Origin of the sequence: Streptomyces sp. 3211.6 (assembly GCF_003634815.1) — a bacterium.
GTDB classification, from domain to species: domain Bacteria; phylum Actinomycetota; class Actinomycetes; order Streptomycetales; family Streptomycetaceae; genus Streptomyces; species Streptomyces katrae_A.
The window spans coordinates 7,076,635-7,094,653 of sequence record NZ_RBXC01000001.1; the positions used below are offsets into that span (position 1 = coordinate 7,076,635).

The following is an 18,019-nucleotide window of genomic DNA, read 5'->3' on the forward strand; positions in this document are numbered from 1 at the left end:
TTCGGCGAAGATGAGGGGACCGACCCGGCCGCCCGAGCGAGGAGCGTTTCCGCAGATGCCAAGTTCCGCTTCCGCTTCCGCCTCCGGGCTGCCGTCCGGCTCCGTCGGAGGCGCCCGCCGGCGCAAGCCCACGATCGCCGACGTCGCCCGGGCCGCCTCCGTGTCGCCGACCACCGTCTCCCATGCCCTGAACGGACTCGGCAAGGTCGACCCCCGGACCCGCGAACGCATCAAGCAGACCGCGGCCGAGCTCGGATACCGGCCCAACCTGCGCGCGCAGCGCCTGCGCAACGGCGAGGCCAAGGTCATCGCACTCGCCTCCTCCATGCCCTTCGCGGTGGCCGCCGGACCCTCCAGGCTCGGCTTCTACATGGAGATCGCCGCCGCCGCCGCGGAACGCGCCATGGTGCACGGCTACGCGCTCGTCCTGGTCCCCCCGGTGCAGTCCGGATCCCCGCTGCACTCCCTCGACATCGACGGCGCCATCGTGGTCGAGCCCGGCGAGGACGACCCGGCCGTCGCGCAGCTGCGCGAGCGGGGCCTGCCGTACGTGGCGCTCGGCCGCGAGGTGGCCGGGACGGACGCCCCGTACGTGGACCTGCGCGGCGGCGCCGTCACCGAACTGCTGCTGGACCATCTGCGCGAGCAGGGGGCCCGCCGTCCGGCGCTGCTGATCGGCGCCGGCACCCGCCACTCCTCCGTCGACGCCCGCGCCGCCTACGAACGCGCCGCCGCCGACAGGGGCTGGACCCCCGTCGTCGTGACCGCCCCGGAGGAGGGGGGCGAACAGGCCGGGTACGACGCCTGCGCGGCCCTGCTGGCCGCCCATCCGCGGACCGACGCCGTCTGCGCCCTCGTGGACGTCTTCGCGGTCGGCGCCGTCCGCGCCATCCGCGACAGCGGCCGGCGCGTCCCCGAGGACGTACTGGTCGCCACCCGGTACGACGGGCCGCGGGCCCGCACCTGCGAACCCCCGCTCACCGCCGTCGACCTGCACCTCGGCCGGGCGGCCGCCGACGCCGTCGAACTGCTCCTGTCCCGGCTGCGCGGGGTCGCCGCCGGGGCTCCGGCGGCGGCGCCCGAGCCCCGGGTGATCGCCCGCGCCTCCTCGCTGCGGGTCACGGAGCCAGGATGAGCACCGCACCGGAGACGAGCGCGAAGCCCAGGACCAGGGGGCGCATCCGCGCGGCGTCGATCCGGTGGTGCGCCAGCCGGCTCAGCCACGCCCCGAGGGCCAGCGCGGGCAACAGGGCTGCGGCCCAGCCCAGTTGACCCGGCGTGCCGTGGCCGGTGGCCAGGAGCAGGACGAGGGAGACCACCTCGCCGACCAGGAAGCACAGCGCGACCGTGGACCTCAGCTCCGCGGGCGGACGGTGCTGGTAGACCAGGGCCAGCGGCGGACCGCCCACCCCCGTCGCCGTCTCGGTGAGTCCCGTGACCACGCCCGCGCCCAGGTAGGCGGCCCGGCCCGGCACGAAGGCCGGCGCCGCCAGGCTGGCGGCCGCCGCCAGGACGGTCGCCACGCCGACGACGACGCCGAGCCGCTGCCCGGGCACGGCCCACAGCAGCAGGAGCCCGCCGGGGGTCGCGGCGAGCCGCGCCGCCGAGATCCAGCCCGCGCCCCGCAGGTCCAGCGAGTGCCGTTCGCGCCAGACCACGTAGAGGTTCAGCGGGATCATCGACGCGAGGACGAACACCGGCAGCAGCGAGGGGTCGAGCAGTCCGGCCACCGGGGCGACGACCAGCGCGAACCCGAGGCCGCTGGTCCCCTGGACGAACGCGGCGACCGCCACGACCAGGGCGAGGACCAGCAAGGTCGCGGCGCTCACCGGACGGCGCTCCCGGCCCGTGCGGCCGCGGAGGTCGGGTGCGCCCGGGTCACGCCGGCCCGTGCGACCACCTCGTCGGCCAGCTCCGCCGCCCGGTCGAGGAACGCGAGGTCGTCCCAGCCGACGGCCCGGCCCCGCCACATCCGCAGCCGGCCGGCGACGAACACGGCGGTGATCTGGTCGCGGTTCCCGCGTCGGACCAGCTCCCAGGGCAGGTCCCGGGAGATCCGTATCTCCGGGCCGCCGACGTCGACCAGCAGGAAGTCGGCGGCCGCCCCGGCGGCGATCCGGCCGGTGAGCGCCCCGAGGCCGACGGCGTCCGCGCCGCCCGGGCCGCCGCGGTCCAGCCAGGTCCAGCCCGCCCCGCAGGAGGAGTCCCCGGTGGCCAGGCCGTAGGCGAGGCGCTGGGCGAACTCGGCGGCCTCCACGAGGCGCAGCGCGTCGCCGCGGGTGCCGTCCGTGCCCAGGCCGAAGCGGATCCCGCGTTCGGCCATGGCGGTGGCCGGGGCCACGGCGTTGCCCTTCCACGCGCTGGCGACCGGGTTGTAGCTCACGGCGGCGCCCGCGTCGGCGAGCAGGGTGAGCTCGGACGGGGTGACCAGCGTGGCGTGGGCCGCGAGCAACTGCGGCCCCAGCGCGCCGGCTTCCCGCAGGTACTCCAGCGGGCGCAGCCCGTGCCGGACCAGGGAGCGTTCCACGGCGGCGAGGTGCTCGTTGACGTGGATCTGGACCACGGCGCCCGCTTCGGCGGCGAGCCGGGCGGTGTGCCGCAGGGTCCGCTCCGTGGCGGCCTCCGGTACCGGGACCGCCAGCGAGGGGTGGACCAGCTCCGCGCCCTCGTACCGGGCGAGGTGCTTCTCGGCGGCGGCCAGGACGGAGGCGGTGTCCTCCGTCCCCCCGGCCCCCGCGGGATCGGGGACGTCGTTGCAGACGAGCCCGAGGACGCAGCGGATCCCCGCGTCGCCCGCGGCCGCGGCCACGACACCGACGTCCACCGGGGCCCGGGTGCCGGCCTCGGCGACGGTGGTGAACCCGCCCCGCAGGGATTCCAGCGCCGACAGCTTGGCGGCCGTGTAGGCGGATTCCTCGTCCAGGGCCCCCTCGAGGGGGACCCAGACGCGGCGGAAGATCTCGGAGGGCTCGCCGAAGGCCAGGGCCGCGCCGAAGCTCTGCGTCAGGTGGTGGTGCGCGTCGACGAACCCCGGCATCAGCAGGTGCCCGGGCAGCCGGACCGGCGTCAGCCGGGGGTGCTCGCGCTCCAGCACGGCGGCCGGCCCGACGGCCTGGAAGGCGCCGCCGTCGACGACGGCTGCGTAGCCCTCCCGCAGGCCCTCGGGGGTGAGCACGAGGTCCGGGACCAGGAGCCGGGGGCCGTCGGCCGGCCGGCGGAGGTCGGGGAGGGGGCCGGCGGTGGTGTGGTGTCTCATCGGGAGGGTGCTCATCTCGTCTTTCGCGTAGGGCTCACACATGGGGCAGGGGAGCGGGGGCGCCCGCGTCGGCGGGAGCGAGGGCGGGGCCGGCGGCGCCGCGGGAGAGCCGGGGCCGTACGTGGTGGAACAGGACGTTGAGGAGCGCGGCGGTGAACGCGCCTACGGCCACGCCGCTTTCGAGCAGGATCCGGGCGCCGGAGGGCAGGCCCGCGTAGACGCCGGGGACCAGGATCGGCAGCAGGCCCAGCGCGATGGCGACGGCGCAGATGAACGCGTGCGAGTGCCGGTCCAGTTGGGCCTTCCCGAGCATCTGCACGCCGAGCACGGTGATGACGGCGAAGACCACCATGGCCGTGCCGCCGACGACGGCGGACGGGATGACGCTGATGGCGCGGATGACGGGCGCCAGGAAGCCGATGGCGATGAGGACCACGCCGGCGGCCGCGGTGACGAACCGGCTGCGCACCCCGGTGACCCGGACGATGCCGATGTTCTCGCCGCTGGTCACCATCAGCGGCAGCCCGAGGAAGCCGGCCAGGACGGACACCAGGGCGTCCCCGCGGACGGTGCGCGGTACGGCGGTGCGCGCGTCGATCTCCTTGCCGACGGTCTCCGCGTTGATCACGGTCTGCCCGGTGGCCTCGGCCATGGAGGCGAGGGCGTACAGCATCAGCGGCAGCGCGGCGACCAGGTGGAACTCGGGCGTGCCGAACGGCATCAGCTGCGGAGCGCTCAGGATCCCGCCCTCGGTGACCCCGCCGAAGTCGATCCGTCCGAGGGCGAACGCCAGCACGCTGCCGGCGATCAGGCCCAGCATCACGGCGAGTTGCCGCAGGACACCGCTGAACAGCCAGTAGAGGGCCACGGTGAAGCCGATCGTGGCCAGGCCCAGGGCCAGGTTCGCGGGGTCGGCGAAGCCCGGCTGGCCGGGACGCCCGGTGACGAGGAGCGCACCGACCTTCACCAGGTTCACCCCAACGATGACGATCATCGTGCCGATGACCAGGGTGGGGAAGTACTTCAGCAGGCGGGAGAAGACCGGCAGTACGAGGAAGGTGAAGACCGCGCTGATGATCACCGCCCCGGTGGCGGTGCGCACCCCGTGCTCGTCGGCGATGGCCAGGAAGAGGATCAGCGGGGCCCCGCCCGGCAGCATGACGAACGGCAGCCGGGGCCCGAACTTCCAGGGCCCCAGCGACTGGATCAGGGAGCCGACCCCGGACAGCACGAAGGCCGCCGAGAGGAGGTTCACGGTGAGCCGGGGGCCGAGGTGCAGGGTCGCGCTCATCAGGAAGATCGCCGAGACGGGGGTCGCCGCCATGACGAGGACGTGCTGGACGCCGAACAGGAGGATCCGGCTCAGCGGGCGGGACTGGTCCACGGGGTGGGGGAGTGTGCGGGGACTGGACACGTTCGAGCTCCGTTCGGCTCGCTCCGGCTTCGGCCGCGCCCCGGCTCCAGGGAGGAGCCGGGGCGCGGCCAAATCGATTTGGCCGCCAGTATGTGAGGGCCCCGAAGGCCCGTCAAGGGTTGCGGACGCATTGATTCCATCGCCGGCGGACGCCAGCCGCGCCGACGTGCCGGCCCGGGCCCGGAAAGCCGCTTCCCCCGCCCGCGGCCATGGCCGCGGGCGGGGGAAGCGGAAGCTCACGCCGGTCGCCGGCTCAGCGGACCCGCTCCGCTGCAGCGGCCAGTTCCGAAGCCCCCCGGTCCACGGCCGGTCCGCTCCGGCGCGCTCGCGCCCCCGGTTCCGGAAGCCGGGCCAGCCTGGCGCTGATCATCGATGCCGCGCGGCCCACGGCATCGCCCAGCGGGGGGATCAGCTTCCCGTCCAGGGCGGTCACCGCCACCGCGGCCACCACGTGACCGGAGGCGGCGCGCACTGGAGCCGCCACGCACGACAACGACTCCACGCAACTCTCGTGGTCGAACGCGAGCCCCCGCTCCCGGATCGCGGCCACCTCGCGCGCCCACGCGGCCGCCGTCCACCCCGCCGGCCGCCGCGGCACCGGCGCGGACGCCGCGAGGACCAGCTCCGCCGCGCTGCCGGGCGGCAGGACCACCCCCGAGCGCAGCGGGAAGACCTCGTCCACCTCGCCCCGCATGCCCCCCACGACGATGATGTGCCCCGCTTCGGGCACCGACAGGCTCAGGCTCACCCCGCCGGCGACCGCCGCGAGCTCCCGCAGCGGCTGCGCCGAAGCGGCCCGCAGCGCCCGCGCCGGATGCCAGGCCTGCCCCAGCCGGAACGTGCGCGGGCCCAGCCGGTAACGCCCTTCGTGACTCTGCACCGCGCCCAGCTCGACCAGCTGTCCGAGCAGCCGGTGGGCGGTGGCCTTCGGCAGCGCGGCGTCGTTCGCCAGCCGGGTCAGCCCCACCTCTTCGTCGTGCGCGAGCACTTCCATCAGAGCGAACGCGCCTTCCAGCACGCCGCGGCCCTCAGCGCCGGATCTGGCCATGAGGGTCCCCCTCTCAAGCAGGGGGCCGCCGATCGGACGGCCCCCACAATTCCCCGTTCGGGCCAGGTCAGTTGGGGTGCCCGTATGGATTCCCCTCAGTCGCCGGTCCGTTGAATGGACCCGATCATTGCCCGCTCGCCGCGATCGCGCCAGTGTGTTGTCCGTCAAGGGGCGCACCACCGAACCTCCGGCGGAGGCCAGGTGTTCGTCCACTCACAGCAAACAGGGGAGGCACATATGAGCGCCATCAAGACGAGCGCCAAGCAGTTCAAGTACGTCATGGGTGCCATGACGTCGGTCTTCTTCTCGTACTGCTCCGTCAGCTGACGCAGAGCCGAAATGGGGGGTGGGGGCGGCTTCCGCCCCCACCCCCTCGCTACGCCCAAGGGAGGCATGAGTGCTGGAGACCGGTGTCCGGCAGGTACGGGTGGCGCTGTCCATGGTGTTCGGCCGACGGCTGAGCGCACGGACCGTGGAGCGGCTGGTCGCCGACGCTCTTGCCACGCTCGAGGAGTTCGGCTCGCTGGGCGACGACGTCGACGAACTGGCCGACGGGCCGTTCACCGACCCGGACGAGCGCCGGGAGTTGCAGAACCGCGCGCTCCGGCGGACCGTGCGCAAGCTCGCCAAGCGCTCGCCCTTCTACCGCGAGCTGCTCGCCGGAGTGGACCTCGAGGGGCTGACCACCGAGACGCTCACCCGCATCCCGGTCACGCGCAAGGCCGACCTGATCGAACGCCCCGCCGACTTCCTGTGCAGCGCCCCGTACCTGGCGACGCAGACGACCGGCACCACCGGCCGTCCCGTCCAGATCTGGCTCTCCCGCTACGAGATGGAACTCTGGCCCGCGCTGATCGCGCTGTCCCTCGTCCTGCGCGGCGAACTCGGCCCCGGCGACCGGATGCAGATCAACCTCAGCTCCAGGGCGACGGCCGCCGTACAGGAGGACGTCGCCGTGTGCCGGCTCGCCAACGCGTCGTGCCACGTCGTGGGGCAGATCCCGCCGGACGAGTCCATCGAGCACCTGCTCGGCCGGAACGGCACCCGGCCCACCATACTCACCGGCGCCCCCAGCTACCTGGGCCAGCTGGTGACCGCCGCACGCCGAAGCGGCTACGGCCCCGACGACTTCGGGCTGCGGGCGATCTACGGCGGCGGGGAGATGCTGTCGCGGAACCTCATGGACGCTCTGCGCGAGACGTTCGGGGCCGAGGTCGTCGGCGACGCCTTCGGCATGACCGAGCTGCTGCCCGTCGGCGGCCGTACCTGTAGCCGGCGCCATCTGCACATCGATCCCAACATGGGGTACACGGAGGTGCTCGACCTGGAGACGGGCGAGCCCGCCGCGCCCGGCCGGCTCGGCGAGCTGACGGTCACGCCGTACTACCCCTACCGGGAGTGCATGCCCGTCCTGCGGTACAACACCGGTGACGTCGTCCGCGCCCTGGAGGAAGAACCGGACTGCGAACTGGCGATGGTGCCCGCGGTCTCCTACATCCTCGGCAAGGCGGGCCAGCTGCACCGCACCAGCGACGCCGTCGTGACCCCGCGCGAGATCGTGGAGGCGCTGGACGGTACCCCCGGGCTGCCGTTCCCGCTGCGCCACCGGGCAGCCGTCGGGGCCGACGGCCGACTCCATGTGGAGGTCGCCGCCAAGGAGGTCACCGCCGCCGAAGTGACCGAGCGGCTGCGGGCCCAGGACATCGATGCGGACGTCACGATCCTGCCGCTCAGCGACGAGGAGGCCGCGCGGCGCTTCCCCCTCCGCTGCGACCTGTTGGAGCACACTTTCACCCGGAGCCCCGCATGACGGTCTTCTTCCAGCTCGCGGTCACCAGCGCCCTGGCGCTCGCAGTGTGCGCCGGAGCGGTCCACTACTTCCGTACCGTACGCGCGACGAGGCCGCCGGTCGGCGTCTTCGACGGCCGCGACATCTTCGTGATGATGGGCTTCGTCCTGGCACTGCCGTACGTCTACCTCGCGCTGCCCGGCGCCGTCCTGCCGGTCGTGCTCGCCCTCGTCTTCGCGGGCGGGCTGTCCGTCGGCTACCAGCCCGTCATCGGCAACGGCCGGCTGCGCTGGGCCCTGATCGCCGCGCTGATCGCCGCCGTGCTCGGCGCCCACCTCGCCTTCGGCGACACCTCCGCGCCCTACTGGATCCTCAACAGTTGCGTCGTCGGCCTCGTCGTGGTCTCCGCCACCAACATCAACGTGCAGGGCGGGATGCGGCTGAGGAACGTTGCCTGGTTCCTGCTCGCCCTCACCCTCTACGACGCGGTCTTCGCCTGGGTCGTGCCCCTGACCGAGGAGCTGTCCGAAACCGTACAGGGCTATCCGTTCGCCCCCGCGGCCGGGCTGCGCATCGGAGAGGACCTCGGCGCGGTGGTCGGCATGGGCGACCTGCTGGCGTACGCCCTCTTCACCACCACCGCCCACAAGGCGTACGGGAAGGCGGGGCTGTGGACCGGGACCGCGCTGGTGCTGCTCTTCGGCGTCGTGGCCCCCGTGGCCGCGCTGCACATCGCCGGCGCGGTCACCGGCCACGTCCCGGCGGTGATGCCCGCCCAGGTGTTCTTCGGCCCGGCCGCCTTCATCGGCCACCTGCTCCTGCGCCGCCGCGGCCCCGAGCGGCGGATGGCCGAGATCGTTTTCGGCCGCGACCGGCTGGGAACGCCCCGGCAGCGGCCGTCCCGCACCGCACCGGCCCGGCCGTCGCCCTCCGGGCCGGACCTGATCGTGAGCGGCTAGTGCTGTGGCTGGAAAGGTTTGCCGGTTCGCGGTGTCCGGTGCGGTGCATCGCAAGGCGGAGGGCCGCGGCTCGTACGGTGAACCTTTCCGGTCACAGCACTAGGGTGGCGCGATGATACGTGTACGGGACATGGACGCGGCCGACATCGAGGCCGTCGCGGCGATCCGGGTCCGGGGCTGGCAGGCGGCGTACGCCGGCCTGGTCCCCCGCTCCCACCTGGACGCGATGACGGTCGAGGACGACGCCGCCCGGCGCCGCGAGTGGTTCGCCCGGCCCGGCCGGACCTCGCGGGACCTCGTGGCGGCCGACGACCGCGGCCCCGTCGGGTGGCTCTGCTACGGCCGCCCCGAGGACGGAGAGCCGGAGGGCACCGGCGAGGTGTACGCCCTGTACGCCGCCCCGGAGCTGATCGGCACGGGCATCGGCCGCGCCCTCCTGGACGAGGCGCACGCCCGGATGCGCGCCGAGGGGTTCACGGCGTCGGCCCTGTGGGTCCTCGACGGGAACGAACGGGCCCTGCGCTTCTACGAGCGGGCCGGCTACCGGGCCGACGGCCGGTCCCAGGACGACGCGTACGACGACGGGACCGTCCTCACCGAGCTCCGCTACCGCCGCGGGCTCTGAGCCCGGCGAAGGTCGGTTTCCGGCCGGTTCGGGCGCCGCCGTCCGTGGCGGCACCCGGGTGAACGCCGGGGAGTGGCATCCTCGACTTATGGAGGAGGACGAGGCCGTGCCCCGGTCAGAGGGCACAGCACCGCAGATGCTGGCCCTGGCGAAGGTGGTGGCCCGGCTCCGCGCCGAGGTCGAGGACCTGGAGGCGGGAGCCGCGACGGCGGCCGTCCTCGAACGCGCCAAGGGCGTGCTCATGGCCCGGCAGGGCCTGCCCGCGGACGAGGCGTACGAGCTCCTGCAACGCCGCGCCGAAGACCACCGGCGCACCCTGACCGAGGAGTGCCTGCTCACCCTGGGCGGTGCCGGCTGGCCCCCCGTCCGGGCCGCGGACGGCCGGCGGAACGCACCGGCGGGGACGGTGTTCCGCACCGGCGGGTACGCCCCCGGCGGGGCGTCCGGCGCCGGACGGAGCGCCCTGCCGGACCGGCTGGCCAAGGCCCTGGCGGCCACCAGCGGCCCCGCCGAGGTCGCGGAACTGCTGCGGACGGCCCTGAACGAGCCCGCCGGGGTGGACGCCGTCATGATCTACACCCGCGACCCCGCGGGAAGCCTGGAGCTGGCCGGGCACGCCGGTATCGACGGCGCCACCGCCCAGCAGTGGAGCCACCTCCCGCCGCTCGGCAGCCTCGCCGTGCTGGAGGCCCTGACCCGCCGGCGGCCCGTGTGGGTGGAGGCCCCCGACCAGGCCTCCGACGGCTACCTGCGCATCGGAGCCCACCCCGAACGGTGGCTGTCGCGCGCCTGGATCCCGGCACCGGGAGCCCCCTCCACGACCGCCGTCGGCTTCTTCCGCCGCGAACCCGGGCCGTTCGACCACCGGACACGGGACCTGCTGCTCCGGGTGGTCCGGCTGTGCGGCGGGGCACTGGGCGCGCCGCCGGCGGTGCGCCCAGTGCCCGCCGAGGAGGACGTCACGACGGTCCAGCAGATCTTCGACGTGCTGTCCGGGCCCGCCGTGCTCCTCACCCCCGTGCGTGCGGCGGACGGCTCCGTGGAGGACTTCCGGATCGACGCGGCGACCGCGGAATCCGTCGATGTCGCGGGCCGCAAGGGCAAGGAACTGGTCGGCCGCACGGTCCTCGAGACGTATCCCACGGTGGCCGGGAGCCCCCTGTGGGACGGCTACCTGGACGCCCTCGCCACGGGCACCGTCTACGAGGGACTTCCCTTCACCTACGAGGAGGTCGCCGCGGGGGTCCCGCGCCACTCCGTCTTCTCCGTGCGAGCCTCGCGCGTGAGGGACCGGCTGGTGGCCTCCTGGGCCCGCCTCGACACCAGCGACCTGGAGGCGCGCCGGCTGGCCGACCTCCAGCGCCTGGGCAACCTCGGGTGGGCGAGCTGGAACCTCACCACGGACACCATCACCTGGTCCGATCAGGTCTACACCGTCTTCCGGCGCGACCCCGCCCTGGGGCCCATCCCCCTGGAAGAACTCCCCCGCCACGTGCTGCCGGACGACCTGCCGGGACTCGGCCGCGCCGTCCAGCGGCTGCTCGAGGACGGCGCCGGCATGGACCAGCCCTTCCGCATCACCACCAGGGACGGGGTGCGGCACCTGAGGATCGTCGCCGAGGCCGGCCACGACACGGACGGCACCCCGGTCGAGGTGCACGGCTTCGTCCAGGACGTCACCACCCAGCGCGACATCGAGATCGCCCTGCGCGAGAGCGAACGCGCGAACCTCGTCCAGCGGGGCATGCTCCGCGCCGAACGCTCCCTCGCCGCACGGCTCCAGGAAACGCTCCTGCCCATCCCCGAGCAGTCCCTGGAACTCGCCGGGCTGTGCGTGGACGTCGCCTACCTGCCCGCCGACGCCGGGGTGAACGTGGGCGGCGACTGGTACAGCGCCATCCCCCTCCCCGACGGCTGCGCCCTCTTCGTCGTCGGGGACGTCGCCGGGCACGGCCTGGCCGCCGTCGGCACGATGGCCCAACTCCGGTTCACCGCCAAGGGGATGGCCGTCACCGGCTCGGCCCTCCCCGACGTCCTGGGCCGGCTCAACGCCCTCCTGCTCCACACGGCCGCGGAACCGTCCGGGGCCGCCACCGCGACCATGGTGATGGCCCGCTACCAGCCCGAAGGCCACCGGCTCAGCTGGGTACGCGCCGGACACCTCCCGCCGCTGCTGATCCGCGACGGCCGGGCGCAGTTCCTCCCCCAGCCGGAGGGGAACCTGCTCGGCGCCGCCGCCGAGGTGGCCTACGGGCAGGAGGTCATCGGTCTGCTGCCGGGCGACCACCTGCTGTTCTACACCGACGGCCTCGTCGAGGACCCCGGCGTGGACATCGAGGAAGGCCTGGCCGCCCTCGCCGCGACCGCGGCCCGCCTCGTCCGGGAGGGCCGGGCCGACACCCTCGCCCGCACCCTGGCCGCGGGCCGCACCCCCCACCGCGACGACATCTGCGTCCTGGACGTCCACCTGCCCCCGGAGCCGTAACGGACAACGGCCGTACGGCTTCCGGCCGTGCCCGCCCCCTCCGGACGGTCCGCAGGAGCTCCCCCTGCCCGGCCGCGCGGTTGCTTCCGGCGGCCCGGCACCCCAGGATGGCCGGATCGTGCGTACGCGCCGCTCCCAGGGGTACGAGACACCTGGCATGGAGGGGGCCCGTACCGGGTGTCGAAGACAGGGAGAGCGGTGTGAGGAAGAGTGTGATCGCCAGGGCGGTACCCGTGGCGCTGCTGGCAGGGCTGCTGCTGGCCCCGCTGCCGGCGAATGCGGCGGCGGCGCCCACGGCCCAGCGCGCAGGCGCGGCCGGCGCCGCCGTGGCGGCCGCCGCCCCGGCCGGTGTCCTGGCCGGATCCGTCCGCGGGACGAGCGTGACCGCCTCCGCCCACACGCAGGCGTCGGGGGTGTCGAAGGACAGCAAGAAGAAGTCCAAGAAAAAGAAGAAGGGCATCCTCGGCAAGCTGGGCACCGCCGCGCTGGTCGTGGGCGTCCTGGTCGTGCTGCTGATCGTGGCCGCCGTCATCGCCGTCGTCGTGATGGCAGGCCGCCGCCGCCGGCGCGGCTGACGGCCCCGGCGGCTACGGGCGGACGGCCGTGATCACGTAGTAGTCGAGGAGGCCCTGCTCCCACGCCGCCCGGAAGTTCCTCGGCCAGGTGCCCGGCTTCCACTGCGCGGAAAGCCAGTGGTCCCAGCCGGGCCAGACCGAGGGGCCGATGGACTCGCAGCGGACCTCGGTCAGCCCCGACCGGGCCAGGGCCCCGGTCAGTTCGGAGGGCGGGCGGGCGATGTCCAGCCCGTCCGCGAAGGTGTCGAGCAGCTGCGCCAGCCGGGGCGCCGCCCCGGCGTCCGGGGTGAAGAAACTGGTCACGGCGGCCCGGCCGCCGGGCCGCAGCACCCGGGCGGTCTCCGCCGCGAACCGTGCCAGGTCGTCGAAGTGCTGGGCGGCCTCCACGCTGTAGACGCAGTCGAACTCCCCGTCCCCGAACGGCATCTCCTCCGCGGCCCCGCGCACCAGCCGGAGCCGCTCGGGCCCCGGCCCCTCCAGTAGCCCGGCGTTGGCCCGCCGGGCCCGTTCCAGCTGCTGGGGGTGGATGTCCATACCGGTGACCCGGGCCGGACCGTACTCCCCGACGGCCAGGGCGCAGCCCACGCCCAGCCCGCAGCCCACCTCCAGCAGTTCCCTGCCGCCGAGAGGGCCCGCGCTGTCCAGCACGCGCCGGTACAGGTCCTGCTGACTGCGGATCCGGTCCTCCACCGTCGGCGCGCCGTCGAGGTCCTCGGGCCGCCAGTAGCCGAAGTTGATGAAACCGCCGGCGAACACGGGGACCGCGCTGAGGTCCGCGGGACCGTACGTCTCCCGCACGGTCGCCCGCATGTCGTCGGGCCGGTCGGCTCGGGTCATGGGTCCACCTCCGTGCCCAGTGTGGCCGTACGGTGACGTCCTGTCGACGGCGCCTGCCCGCCCCCCCCCCGCGTAGGCTGGGGCCCGTCCTGCCGCCCACCCACGGGGAACCACCAGCACCATGGCGCACACCGGTCCGCAGTCCCTCGACCGCGCGCTGGCCCTCGTCGACGCGGTGGCCGCGGCGCCCGGCCCGGTCAGCGCCAAGGCGCTGGCGCGCACCGCGGGCTGCTCCCTGTCCACCGCCTACCACCTCCTCGGGCCGCTCACCGACCGCGGCTACCTGGTGCGCACGGCCCGCGGCTACGCGCTCGGGCCCGAGCTGCCCCGGCTGCACCGCAGCTTCCTGCACCAGCTGGCCCCGGCCCCGGGCATGCCCGGCCTGCTCGCCCGGCTGCGGCGGGCGACCGGCGGCGAGTCCTACTACACGGCCTACCGGGGCGGGGTGATCACCGTCGTGGACACCACCGCCCCCGTCACGGACACCGCGAACCCGTTCGCGCCCGGCCGTGAGACCCGCGCCCACGCCACCGCCCACGGCAAGGCCCTGCTGTCCCGGCTGACCCCGCGGGCGCGGCGGCGCTACTTCGACGCGCACGGGATGGCCCGGCTGACCCCGGCGACCATCACGAACGCCGAGGCCATGGAGGCGGAGCTGCTGCGGGTCCGTGCGGCGGGCTTCGCGGTGTCGGTGGGGGAGGCGGACCCGGCGTGGACCTGCCTGGCGGTCGCGCTGCCGCCGGTGGGGGACGAGCGGGACACCGTGCACGCGCTGTCGGTGTCGGTGCCGACGCAGGAGTTCCGCCGCCGCCCGGAAGGCATCCGTGCCGCCCTCGCGGAGGCGGCCGAGGGCCGGATCCGGTGAGGCTCCCGCCCGCCGCCGCCCCGCCCGGATTCCGGCCCTGCCGGAATGGCGGGCGGCGGACGTGCGCGGGGGCCGCCCCGCGTGCCAGGCTGGCCGCATGATCTTCATCGCCGTCAGGTTCGACGTCCGCCCGGAGCACAGCGACAACTGGCTCACCCTCGTCGACGACTTCACCCGCGCCACCCGGTCCGAGCCGGGCAACCTCTTCTACGACTGGTCCCGCAGCGTGGACGACCCGAACAAGTACACCCTGCTGGAGGCGTTCACCGACGCCGAGGCCGGCGCCGCACACGTCGCCTCGGAGCACTTCAAGGCCGGTATGGAAACGCTCGCCGGAGCCATCGCCACCACCCCGGAGATCATCCACGTCGAGGTGCCCGGCCAGGGCTGGAGCGCCATGGCCGAACTGTCTCCCCGCGACTGACCCCGCCCTCCCCGCACCCCGTCGCCGTGACGGCCCGTTCCGGTACGAGACCGGGACGTTGCCGTCACGTCGCGGGGATGGACGCCGTGGCTCCGTGGCCGAAAACTGTCCTGGCAGGAGCAGGCTGACCCCAGGGGGATTGCGCCATGAGCGACGGCAGAGGTGGACCGGACGTGCCCCGTCCGGAGAACGACGCGCCGGTCCCGTCCCACGGGACGACCCCGGACGCCGGTGGAGGCTTCACCGACCCGGCCCCGGGCGGGGACGGCATCATCGTCCAGGGAGGGCGCACGGCTTCGGGCCCGCAGGACCCGTCGCGGGCGATCGGCCCGAAGCAGGACGACCCGCGGGCGATCGGTCCGAAGCAGGATGACCCAAGGGCCATCGGTCCCAAGCAGGATGACCCCCGGGCCATCGGCCCGAAGCAGGACGACCCAAGGGCGATCGGTCCGAAGCAGGATGACCCGCGGGCGATCGGTCCGAAGCAGGACGATCCCCGGGCCATCGGCCCGAAGCAGGACGACCCAAGGGCGATCGGCCCGAAGCAGGATGATCCCCGGGCCATCGGTCCCAAGCAGGATGACCCCCGGGCGATCGGTCCGAAGCAGGATGACCCGCGGGCGATCGGTCCGAAGCAGGATGACCCCCGGGCGATCGGCCCGAAGCAGGATGATCCCCGGGCCATCGGTCCCAAGCAGGATGACCCCCGGGCGGTCGGCAGGGGCATCATCGTCCAGGGCGGACGCACCGGGCACCCGGACAAGAAGGCCCGTCAGAAGCAGGCCAAGAAGAAGATGAAGACCATGGCGCTGGTCATCGGCGGCGTCATGGTGATGGCCGTCGGCGGGGTCTTCGTCGGCCGGCAGCTGGGCCACGACCCGGCGACCCTCCAGCCGCAGGCGGCCGCCACTCCCACCGCCGCCGTCTCCGGCGCAGCCCCCGCCCCCTCGGCCTCCACCGACGGCGGCGGCCCGGCGCCCGCCCCCACCCCCACCGGCTCGCCCACGGAGGCGGCGGCCTCACCCACGCCCGCCCCCTCCCACCCGCCCACCCCCGGCGCCGGCAACCCCGCCCCGGTCCCTCCCACCACGCCCCCGGCGCCGCCCAAGCAGTCCGGCGCCCCCGCCCCGGTCGCCGTGCCGACGCTGTCGCTGCGCCCGGCCAGCGTCCGGGAGTTCTGCGCCAACGGCGAATGGCCGAGCACCCTGGTGGTGCGCAACAGCGGCGGCGGGAACCTGAACTGGTCGATCGGATCCCTGCCCTCCGGGGTCACCGCCACCGCGGGCAGCGGGTCCCTGGCCGCCGGAGCCTCCCAGGTGATCACGCTCGGCGGCCGGACCGAGCAGCAGCCCCCTGGCGGCCGGTTCACCATCGGCTTCTCCAGCAACGGCGGCAGCGGCCAGGTGACGGTCACCTGCGCCTGAACCGGCCGGAGACTTCCCCGCCGGTCCGAACGGGCGCCGCCCGGGGCTGGTGTGAAGCAGTGAATCACTGCTTCAATCCTTCCCATGCCCTACCGCCGCCCACCCGCCGTTCAGGCCCGGCTCGACGCCCGTCGGGACCGGGTGCTGGAAGCCGCCGTCCGTCTGCTGTCGAGGGAGGGGTACGCCGGCTGTTCCGTCGCCGCCATCGCGGCGGAGGCCGGCATCTCCACCGGGAGCGTCTACCAGTCGTTCTCCGGCAAGTCCGAGCTCGCGGCCGCCCTCTTCCGGACCCTTGTGGTCCGGGAGGTGGCGGCCGTGACCACCGCCGCGGACCGTCCCGGGACCGCCGCGGAGCGGGTGGCCGGAGCCGTGGAGACCTTCGCCTCGCGGGCGCTCCAGGCCCCTCGGCGGGCCTTCGCCCTGCTCGCGGAGCCGGCCGACCCGGCCGTCGACACCGAACGCCTCGCCTTCCGGCGGGCGTTCCGCGACGTGTTCGCCCGGCAGATCGCCGCGGGCACGGCCGCCGGCGAACTGCCGCCGCAGCTGCCGGAGCTGACCGCCGCCGCACTGGTCGGCGCCATCGCCGAGGCGCTGGTCGGACCCCTCGCCGACGGCGACGCGGCCCCCGGCGAGGTCATCCCCGCCCTGCTCACCTTCACCCGGCGCGCCCTTGGAGGACACGATGCCCCAGACGCATGAGGTCACCAACCAGGTTCCACCGCACCACGGTTACGACGCCGCGGCCGACCCGGCCCTGCTGGAGGCCCTGGCCCGCGAGGGCGCCGGCTGGGCCGCCCCCGAACTCCACCGGCTCGGCGTCCTCGCCGGATCCGAGCAGGCCGCCGAGTGGGGCCGGCTGGCCAACGAGAACGAGCCGGTCCTGCACACCCACGACCGCTACGGCCACCGCGTCGACGAGGTCGAGTTCCACCCGTACTGGCACCGGCTGATGGAAACCGCCGTCTCGCACGGGCTGCACGCGGCCCCCTGGACGCAGCAGGAGCCGGGCGCGCACGTCGCCCGCGCCGCCAAGTTCATCGTCTGGAGCCAGGTCGAGGCCGGCCACACCTGCCCGGTCTCCATGACCTACGCCGCCGTCCCGGCGCTGCGCGCGGCCCCCGCCCTGGCCGAGTGGCTGGAGCCGCTGCTCGCCTCCCGCACGTACGACTTCGGGCTGCGCCGGCCCGACACCAAGCGCGGGCTGATCGCCGGGATGTCGATGACGGAGAAGCAGGGCGGCTCGGACGTCCGCGCCAACACCACGACCGCCGCCCCGGCCGGAGACGGCACGTACCGGCTGACCGGGCACAAGTGGTTCACCTCGGCGCCCATGTCCGACGTCTTCCTCACCCTGGCGCAGGCCCCCGGGGGACTGTCCTGCTTCCTGCTGCCCCGGGTCCTGCCCGACGGCACCCGCAACCGGCTGCACCTCCAGCGCCTCAAGGACAAGCTCGGCAACCGCTCCAACGCCTCCTCCGAGATCGAGTACGACGAGGCGTTCGGCTGGCTGGTGGGGGAGGAGGGCCGCGGGGTCGCGACCATCATCGAGATGGTCAACATGACCCGGCTCGACTGCGTCCTGGGCGGGGCCTCCGGCATGCGGCTCGGCCTGGTCCGGGCCGTCCACCACGCCACCCACCGGCGGGCGTTCGGCAAGGCACTGATCGACCAGCCCCTGATGCGCAACGTCCTGGCCGACCTGGCACTGGAGTCCGAGGCCGCGACGGCCGTCGCGATGCGCCTGGCCGGGGCCACCGACCGCGTCGCGCGCGGGGATTCGGACGAGGCGCTGCTGCGCCGGCTGGGCCTGGCCGTCACCAAGTACTGGGTGTGCAAGCGCGCTCCCGCGCACGCCGCCGAAGCCCTCGAATGTTTCGGCGGCAACGGCTACGTCGAGGACTCGGGCATGCCCCGCCTCTACCGCGAGGCTCCGCTGTCGTCCATCTGGGAGGGCTCGGGCAACGTGGCCGCCCTGGACGCGCTGCGTGCGATGGCCCGTCAGCCGGGGAGCGTCGAGGCCTTCTTCGCGGAGGTGGGCCTGGCCGCCGGGGCCGACCGGCACCTGGACGCGGCCGTGGCCGGGCTGCACAAGCAGCTCGCCGACCCCGCCGAGGCCGAGTACCGGGCCCGGCAGCTGACCGAGACCATGGCCCTGGCCCTCCAGGCCTCGCTGCTGGTGCGGCACGCCCCGGCGGCGGTCGCCGACGCCTTCTGCGCGTCCCGGCTGGGCGGGGAGCACGGAGGGGCTTACGGGACCCTGCCGACCGGGGTGGACACCGGGGCCGTCCTCGACCGGGCCGTGACGCCGGCCGTCTGAG

At 74.6% G+C, this 18,019-nt stretch carries 16 protein-coding genes; 11 read left to right on the forward strand and 5 right to left on the reverse strand.

Translation table 11 applies throughout. The features are described from left to right. Nucleotides 1-55 precede the first annotated feature (55 nt). Nucleotides 56-1,135: a LacI family DNA-binding transcriptional regulator gene (locus BX286_RS32435; protein WP_079423766.1), complete on the forward strand. Its 1,080-nt coding sequence runs from the start codon at nt 56-58 to the stop codon at nt 1,133-1,135. Here BX286_RS32435 and BX286_RS32440 read toward each other — a convergent pair. The 4 genes from BX286_RS32440 to BX286_RS32455 all read right to left on the reverse strand — a co-directional run bounded on the left by BX286_RS32440 (nt 1,119) and on the right by BX286_RS32455 (nt 5,718). Then, entirely contained in the window at nt 1,119-1,829 is a 711-nt protein-coding gene (locus BX286_RS32440) for a sulfite exporter TauE/SafE family protein (protein WP_121017247.1), read from the reverse strand. The two genes, BX286_RS32435 and BX286_RS32440, sit on opposite strands and share 17 nt — an antisense overlap. Next, complete coding sequence (locus tag BX286_RS32445; protein WP_121017249.1) at nt 1,826-3,256, reverse strand: amidohydrolase family protein; 1,431 nt, start codon at nt 3,254-3,256, stop codon at nt 1,826-1,828. The genes BX286_RS32440 and BX286_RS32445 overlap by 4 nt, the downstream gene beginning before the upstream one ends. A 34-nt stretch (nt 3,257-3,290) precedes the next feature. Further along, nucleotides 3,291-4,640 (reverse strand): uracil-xanthine permease family protein, encoded by a 1,350-nt coding sequence (locus tag BX286_RS32450; protein WP_079423760.1) that lies wholly within the window; start codon nt 4,638-4,640, stop codon nt 3,291-3,293. 283 nt (nt 4,641-4,923) lie between these two features. Further along, complete coding sequence (locus BX286_RS32455; RefSeq protein ID WP_261993574.1) at nt 4,924-5,718, reverse strand: helix-turn-helix domain-containing protein; 795 nt, start codon at nt 5,716-5,718, stop codon at nt 4,924-4,926. Between the two features lie 397 nt (nt 5,719-6,115). Here BX286_RS32455 and BX286_RS32460 point away from each other — a divergent pair, with 397 nt between their 5' ends. The 5 genes from BX286_RS32460 (at nt 6,116) to BX286_RS32480 (ending at nt 12,151) form a co-directional block, all read left to right on the forward strand. Beyond that, nucleotides 6,116-7,528: a phenylacetate--CoA ligase family protein gene (locus BX286_RS32460; RefSeq protein WP_079423757.1), complete on the forward strand. Its 1,413-nt coding sequence runs from the start codon at nt 6,116-6,118 to the stop codon at nt 7,526-7,528. Beyond that, the gene (locus BX286_RS32465) at nt 7,525-8,466 is read left to right on the forward strand and encodes a hypothetical protein (protein WP_121017250.1); all 942 of its coding nucleotides are present in this window, start codon (nt 7,525-7,527) and stop codon (nt 8,464-8,466) included. The genes BX286_RS32460 and BX286_RS32465 overlap by 4 nt, the downstream gene beginning before the upstream one ends. A 112-nt stretch (nt 8,467-8,578) precedes the next feature. Then, nucleotides 8,579-9,091 (forward strand): GNAT family N-acetyltransferase, encoded by a 513-nt coding sequence (locus BX286_RS32470; RefSeq protein WP_079423754.1) that lies wholly within the window; start codon nt 8,579-8,581, stop codon nt 9,089-9,091. Between the two features lie 106 nt (nt 9,092-9,197). Then, nucleotides 9,198-11,576: a SpoIIE family protein phosphatase gene (locus tag BX286_RS32475; RefSeq protein ID WP_315974772.1), complete on the forward strand. Its 2,379-nt coding sequence runs from the start codon at nt 9,198-9,200 to the stop codon at nt 11,574-11,576. Nucleotides 11,577-11,776: 200 nt separating this feature from the next. Further along, a complete protein-coding gene (locus tag BX286_RS32480) occupies nt 11,777-12,151 on the forward strand; it encodes a hypothetical protein (protein ID WP_123995888.1) in 375 nt (124 codons plus the stop codon). A 12-nt stretch (nt 12,152-12,163) separates the two neighbouring features. Here the strand turns inward: BX286_RS32480 and BX286_RS32485 are convergent, their stop codons facing one another. Further along, nucleotides 12,164-12,988 (reverse strand): class I SAM-dependent methyltransferase, encoded by an 825-nt coding sequence (locus BX286_RS32485; RefSeq protein WP_261993576.1) that lies wholly within the window; start codon nt 12,986-12,988, stop codon nt 12,164-12,166. 121 nt (nt 12,989-13,109) lie between these two features. Between BX286_RS32485 and BX286_RS32490 the strand changes: the two genes are divergently transcribed. The 5 genes from BX286_RS32490 to BX286_RS32510 all read left to right on the forward strand — a co-directional run bounded on the left by BX286_RS32490 (nt 13,110) and on the right by BX286_RS32510 (nt 18,018). After that, a complete protein-coding gene (locus BX286_RS32490) occupies nt 13,110-13,853 on the forward strand; it encodes an IclR family transcriptional regulator (RefSeq protein WP_079423743.1) in 744 nt (247 codons plus the stop codon). A gap of 97 nt (nt 13,854-13,950) precedes the next feature. After that, nucleotides 13,951-14,277 (forward strand): putative quinol monooxygenase, encoded by a 327-nt coding sequence (locus tag BX286_RS32495; RefSeq protein ID WP_079423741.1) that lies wholly within the window; start codon nt 13,951-13,953, stop codon nt 14,275-14,277. 146 nt (nt 14,278-14,423) lie between these two features. After that, on the forward strand, nt 14,424-15,701 hold the full coding sequence (locus tag BX286_RS32500; RefSeq protein WP_148710319.1) for a hypothetical protein: 1,278 nt from the start codon (nt 14,424-14,426) through the stop codon (nt 15,699-15,701). A gap of 84 nt (nt 15,702-15,785) precedes the next feature. Beyond that, the gene (locus BX286_RS32505) at nt 15,786-16,400 is read left to right on the forward strand and encodes a TetR/AcrR family transcriptional regulator (RefSeq protein ID WP_079423737.1); all 615 of its coding nucleotides are present in this window, start codon (nt 15,786-15,788) and stop codon (nt 16,398-16,400) included. After that, nucleotides 16,384-18,018 (forward strand): isovaleryl-CoA dehydrogenase, encoded by a 1,635-nt coding sequence (locus BX286_RS32510; RefSeq protein ID WP_121017254.1) that lies wholly within the window; start codon nt 16,384-16,386, stop codon nt 18,016-18,018. The genes BX286_RS32505 and BX286_RS32510 overlap by 17 nt, the downstream gene beginning before the upstream one ends. Nucleotide 18,019 lies beyond the last annotated feature (1 nt).